This is a genomic window from Phenylobacterium sp. (genome assembly GCF_031412415.1).
GTDB lineage: Bacteria > Pseudomonadota > Alphaproteobacteria > Caulobacterales > Caulobacteraceae > Phenylobacterium.
In genome coordinates this window covers 1-5,013 of record NZ_JANOCX010000282.1, presented here as the reverse complement: position 1 = coordinate 5,013, position 5,013 = coordinate 1, and the positions used below count along the sequence as shown (strand labels likewise).

6 protein-coding genes and 2 pseudogenes are annotated in these 5,013 nt (G+C 67.6%); 3 read left to right on the top strand and 5 right to left on the bottom strand.

The annotated features are described in order from the left end of the window. Nucleotides 1-519: pseudogene (locus tag RMO04_RS13710) on the bottom strand (M48 family peptidase); the annotation flags it as partial. A gap of 746 nt (nt 520-1,265) precedes the next feature. Between RMO04_RS13710 and RMO04_RS21190 the strand changes: the two are divergent. Further along, nucleotides 1,266-1,373 (top strand): annotated as a pseudogene (locus tag RMO04_RS21190) (PEPxxWA-CTERM sorting domain-containing protein); the annotation flags it as partial. A 129-nt stretch (nt 1,374-1,502) separates the two neighbouring features. On the opposite strand, the gene RMO04_RS13700 reads toward RMO04_RS21190, so the two are convergent. Beyond that, nucleotides 1,503-1,943 carry a DUF488 domain-containing protein gene (locus RMO04_RS13700; RefSeq protein ID WP_309645328.1) on the bottom strand — a complete coding sequence of 147 codons (441 nt, stop codon included), beginning with the start codon at nt 1,941-1,943 and terminating at the stop codon, nt 1,503-1,505. Nucleotides 1,944-2,114: 171 nt separating this feature from the next. On the opposite strand from RMO04_RS13700, the gene RMO04_RS13695 reads away from it, so the two are divergent. Continuing rightward, nucleotides 2,115-2,522, top strand: a complete 408-nt coding sequence (locus RMO04_RS13695; RefSeq protein ID WP_309645327.1) for a GNAT family N-acetyltransferase — start codon at nt 2,115-2,117, stop codon at nt 2,520-2,522. On the opposite strand, the gene RMO04_RS13690 is transcribed toward RMO04_RS13695, so the two are convergent. Continuing rightward, nucleotides 2,519-3,556 carry a mechanosensitive ion channel domain-containing protein gene (locus tag RMO04_RS13690; protein ID WP_309645326.1) on the bottom strand — a complete coding sequence of 346 codons (1,038 nt, stop codon included), beginning with the start codon at nt 3,554-3,556 and terminating at the stop codon, nt 2,519-2,521. The genes RMO04_RS13695 and RMO04_RS13690 overlap by 4 nt on opposite strands. Before the next feature lie 56 nt (nt 3,557-3,612). Here RMO04_RS13690 and RMO04_RS13685 point away from each other — a divergent pair, with 56 nt between their 5' ends. Continuing rightward, a complete protein-coding gene (locus tag RMO04_RS13685; RefSeq protein WP_309645325.1) occupies nt 3,613-3,981 on the top strand; it encodes a RidA family protein in 369 nt (122 codons plus the stop codon). Between the two features lie 43 nt (nt 3,982-4,024). Here the strand turns inward: RMO04_RS13685 and RMO04_RS13680 are convergent, their stop codons facing one another. Together RMO04_RS13680 and RMO04_RS13675 are read right to left on the bottom strand one after the other, a co-directional pair. After that, complete coding sequence (locus tag RMO04_RS13680) at nt 4,025-4,291, bottom strand: hypothetical protein (protein ID WP_309645324.1); 267 nt, start codon at nt 4,289-4,291, stop codon at nt 4,025-4,027. Beyond that, nucleotides 4,288-5,013: putative PEP-binding protein (locus RMO04_RS13675; RefSeq protein ID WP_309645323.1), on the bottom strand; the 726-nt coding region annotated here is incomplete at its 5' end. The genes RMO04_RS13680 and RMO04_RS13675, both read right to left, overlap by 4 nt.

The window sequence follows — 5,013 nt, the reverse complement described above, 5'->3', positions numbered from 1 at the left end:
CGGCTGGATGAACACCGGCGCCAGGACCATGACGATGGTGAAGAACACCGCCACCAGGCCGCCGCCCCAGGCCCACCAGGTCCTGGGCGCCCGGCGCATGAGGGCGTAGAGGCCCGCCACCAGCAGGACGACGAAGACCGTGGAGATGGCGCCCAGCAGGGCGAACTCGCCCAACCAGCCGCCCAAGGACTGGCTGCTGAGGCCGTACTGAGTCTCGCGCCACCAGTCCTCGTAGATGTTCCAGGGCAGGCCCAGCAGGGTCTCGATCACCGAGTCGGCGGCCACCACGGCGAAGACCGCAAGCCAAGGCCTGTCCTTTCGCGCCTCGACCCGCTCGCGAAGCCTCACGAGGACGCCGGACCTCAGCACCAGCCAGGCGACCGCGACAGCCACCAACGCGCCCCACAGCAGCAGCCAGTGGCCGCCCTGGGTATAGGCCGTGGCCTTGGCGTGCGCCTCGGGCGGCAATTGCGCGAGATAGGCCGCCGTCGCCGCGGCCGGATCGAAACTCTGGGCCATGCGCCCCTCCCCCAACTACCGGCGCGGAGGAGGCCAGAGATGGCCAAGCTTGTCAGGTGAATTGTCGGTCAGGTTGGGCGCGAGGCAATCCGCTTGGGAACCCATCTCTTCCCAGAGACCGGTCGAGTCTCGCATTCGCATAGGTCGGTGCGTGGAACCCGCCATGGTCGTTTACGAGAGTTGATCTCACTCGCAACTACGCGCGCCTGGAGAATCCCGTTGTTAAGCTCGGATTCTCGTATCAGAGAGCATGATTGCACAACGCTCGGCGAACACGTTTTCTCAAACTTGTCGGGCCTATCTGGGGGTTCTCGATGTTGAAGAAGCTTGCATTTGCTGCGGTCCTCGCCGCGTCGGCGCTGACCGCTGCCCCGGCCTGGGCCGTGAGCACCGTGGAGATCATCAACGAGCCTTGCTCGCTGACCACCGGGTGCCTGTTCAGCGGCAACGATAACGACCCCGCCGACATCGAAGCGGCCTATGCCGACGTGTTCGGCGCGCCGCCGTTGGGCCTGGTTTTCCTGTTCAAGTACACGCCGTCCGGCGGCGCCAAGGAGACCTCGGGCACCTGGAACTGGCCGACCCCAGTTTCGTACATCTCGGTCAAAGCGGCCAACAACTTCATGCTGTACAAGGTCGATCCGACCGTGTCGTCCGGCCCCTGGTCGACCATTGGTCTGGATGAGAAGGACCCGAAGAAGCTGAAGGACCTCTCGCACTATACCCTGTGGGGCGGCCCTGGCGGCAGCGCCGTGCCGGAACCCGCGACCTGGGCGATGATGATCATCGGCTTCGGCGCGGCGGGCTCGATGCTGCGCAGCGTTCGTCGCAAGGAAGCGCTCGCCGCAGCCTAGGACGGCCTAACGATAGAAGCGCCGCCGAGCCCCCCAGCCGGCGGCGTTTTGCTGTCTGGCGGTTCGCCAGCCTGCAAGCCGGGCGACGGGGTCAGCCTCGACCCAGGCCGGGCTCCGGCCTGAGGACGCTCAGAGGTTCTCCACCGCGCAGCCCAATTCCGCACTGATCAGGTCGGCGACGATCTTGCGGTGGCAACCCTGGTGATCGGCCTCGAAGCACAGCAGCGCCACCTTGCGCTCGGCGGCCAGGGCCTTGGCGCGGGCAAGTTCGAGCTGGGCGGCCGGCTCGGCCATGTGATCCTCGAAGATCGCGGTCATCTCGGCGATCCGGCCCTTGCGGGCGGCGTCGCGACCGGGCTTGGGCGTACCGAGTTGGCGAAGGTGGACATAGTCGATCCCGGCTTCCGCGAGACTGGCGGCTAGCAGGGTCTTGGAGAAGCCCGCGCGGCGTGAGGCGGCCACCGCGCGGACGTCGATCAGGGTCTCGACTCCCGCGTCCTTCAGCCGGGCGATGACGGCGTCCTGGGTCGCGGCTTCATAGCCGATGGTCGCAAGAGGCTTTGTGGTCATGGGAACGAGATGGGGCGGCAGTGCGGCGGCGCAAGCCGCCGGGCCATCGCGGCTCGATTTTCGCCGAGGCCGGCGCGTCGTACGGGATTGACGCAGCCGGGACTGGCCGGTCGTATCTGTCGATCTCCAGGGTGCGTTTTCATGATCATACGCAGGGCGGCGTCGGCGGATATGAGCGCCGTCAGGGCGTGCGTCGAGGCCTCGCTTCAGGCCACCTATGGCGGGCTCTGGACGGCCGACCCGCTGACGCCGGGCGACGCCGATTGGATGAGCGCGCAGGTCGCGTGCGTAGGCGCGCGGGTGGTCGGAGTCGGACTGTCCGAAGGCGACGTGGTGAGCGACCTATGGGTTGAGCCGACGACACAGGGGATGGGCGCGGGTACGGCGCTGTTGACTGAACTGGAAGGTGAAATCGCCGCGCGTGGCTTCACGACCGCGCGCCTGCGCTGCCTCGAACCCAATATGAAATCGCGGGCGTTCTACGCCGCGCGCGGCTGGATCGAGGTACGAGTCTATCCGCACGAAACCATTCCGCTGAACACCGTCGACATGACGAAGGCGCTGGGCGAACCGGGCTAGCCGACGGACGGTCTGGGCTTGACCTGCAGTGGGTCGTTGGCGTCCTGCTCGGCGCCACGGACCAGGTCCTCGGCGGCGTCGTTGACCGTGGCCACGGGCGCGGGGGGCGCTTCGTCGGGGACGTCGGCTTCAAGGCCCAGCGTGCGGCGGGCCGCCTGGCCCTGCTCACCGAACAGGGCGCGCACGCGCAGCTCTTGTTGCGGTAGCGGGATCTCGAAGCCGCCGGCGCGCAGGGCGTCCTCGATGGCCCAGGTGTAGGCGGCGTGGGCGGCGTTGGGCCGCTTGACCGCCTCCAGGGCCGGCCAGACCACCAACTCGAAGCTGAGGCCGCTGGGGGCGAAGCCCACCAGCCAGACCTGGGTCTTGCGCGAGGCGGTGTCTTTCAGGGTGAAGGGCACCTCGTGGGCGGCCTTCAGCACCGCGTCGCGGACGCCCACCTTGTCGGCGCCGTAGGCTACCACGAAGGGGATATGCATGCGCCGCGTGCCGTTCTGGTGGGTCCAGTTGCTAACCGGCTGCTCGATCAGCCGCGAATTGGGGATCAGGACGTCGAGGTCGTCGTTGTTTCTCACGCGGGTGGCGCGCGGGCCGATCTCGGCGACCACGCCGCGCTCGCCGGTTTGGAGCTCGATGTAGTCGCCGATGCGGATCAGCTTGTCGAACAGCAGGACCAGGCCGGAGATGAACTCCTTGACGATGCCCTGCATGCCGAAGCCCAGCCCCACGCCCAGGGCGCCGGCGAACAGGGTCAGGGACGACAGGTCCAGGCCGAGCGTCGAGAAGGCCGCGATGATCCCGAAGACCACGACGCCATAGGTCGAAAGCTTCTCGAAGATGTAGATCGACGGCGCGGCCTGGCTGGCGCGGCCGCGCACCCGCCGCAGGGCCGAGGCCATAACGCGGGCCACCAGCAGGGAGGCCATGACGATGACCACGGCCGCCGCCAGACCGCCGACGGTGATCACCGACTTACCCAGCCTCAGCAGCTCGAAGCTGGTGATCTGGTAGATGTCGGCCGCCAGGTCTTCGCCCATGGACATCCCTCCCCGGCTTGGGTTTCCTTGGTGGCCCTGATGGAGGATGTCGGCAAGTGCGAACCCGAGCAATCGACCCAACGACGACCTCCTACGCCCAGGCGTTCGAGGTGGAGGGGCCCTCGCGATGGCTGTTCGTCAGCGGCCAAGTCCCGGCCCACGGCGACGGCGGCGTGCCGCAGACCTTCGGCGACCAGTGCCGCCCGGCCTGGGCCAATGTGGAGCGACAGCTCTCGGCGGCGGGGATGGGTCTCGACAACCTGGTGAAGGTCACCATCTTCCTGTCGGACCGGCTCTATCGCGACGAGAACATGCGTATCCGCCACGAGGTGTTGGCCGGGCGCACGCCGGCGCTGACCGTGATCATCACCGGGATCTATGACGAGGCGTGGCTGCTGGAGATCGAGGCGGTGGCGGCGGCGTGAGGGGCACGCGTCCTTCTCCCGCAAGGGGAGAAGGAAATCATGCCTAGAACCGCTTGGGCTCGCCGTCGTCGAGGATGGTGAGGCGGCGCACGGTCAGTTCGTCGATCTCGAGCTTCTTGATCTTGGCGCGGCCGATCCCGACCTTGCCAATCGCCAGGGTGCCGATGGCGATGGCGCCGACCGCCAGGGCGCCGAAGGCCATGGCGCCCAGCATCAGACTGCCCATGGCGCCCAGGCCGATCGCGCCGGCCGGGGTGGCGCGCGACGAAACCAAGATCCGCTCGCGCGGCATGACGCTCACCCGGTTCATCGGTCCTTCTCCATTCCGCCGACCGCCGCCTGGGCCGCCGCCAATCTAGCGATGGGCACGCGGAAGGGCGAGCAGCTCACATAGTCGAGGCCGACCTTTTCGCAGAACTCGATGGAGGCCGGGTCGCCGCCGTGCTCGCCGCAGATGCCGAGCTTGACGTCCGGGCGCACCGCGCGGCCACGCTCCACGGCGATGCGGATCAGGTCGCCCACGCCTTCCTGGTCGATGCTGACGAAGGGGTCCTTTTCGAAGATGCCCTTCTCCAGATAGGCGTTGAGGAACCGGCCCGAGTCATCGCGGCTGATGCCGAAGGTGGTCTGGGTCAGGTCGTTGGTGCCGAAGGAGAAGAACTCGGCGTTCTCGGCCAGGTCCCCGGCGCGGATGGCGGCGCGGGGCAGCTCGATCATCGTGCCGACCTGATAGGCGACCTCGCGCCCGCGCTCCTTCATCACCGCCTGGGCGGTCTTGTCGGTGAGGATGCGCAGGAACTTCATCTCCTCGCCCTTGGCGACCAGGGGATGCATGATTTCCGGGATCGGCGCCGTCTTGCCACTCTCAGCGATCTCGCAGGCGGCCTCGAAGATGGCGCGGACCTGCATCTCGTAGATCTCGGGATAGGAGACGCCCAGCCGGCAGCCGCGGTGGCCCAGCATGGGGTTGGTCTCGTGCAGCTCCTTGGCGCGGCGCATCAGCTTGACGGCGTCGATGCCGGTGGCCTTGGC

Excerpts from the sequence above, each read along its gene's own strand:
- RMO04_RS13680 (WP_309645324.1), bottom strand. The coding sequence starts at position 4,291 with ATGAACCGGGTGAGCGTCATGCCGCGCGAGCGGATCTTGGTTTCGTCG.
- RMO04_RS13695 (WP_309645327.1), top strand. The coding sequence starts at position 2,115 with ATGAGCGCCGTCAGGGCGTGCGTCGAGGCCTCGCTTCAGGCCACCTAT.
- RMO04_RS13700 (WP_309645328.1), bottom strand. The coding sequence starts at position 1,943 with ATGACCACAAAGCCTCTTGCGACCATCGGCTATGAAGCCGCGACCCAG.
- RMO04_RS13690 (WP_309645326.1), bottom strand. The coding sequence starts at position 3,556 with ATGGGCGAAGACCTGGCGGCCGACATCTACCAGATCACCAGCTTCGAG.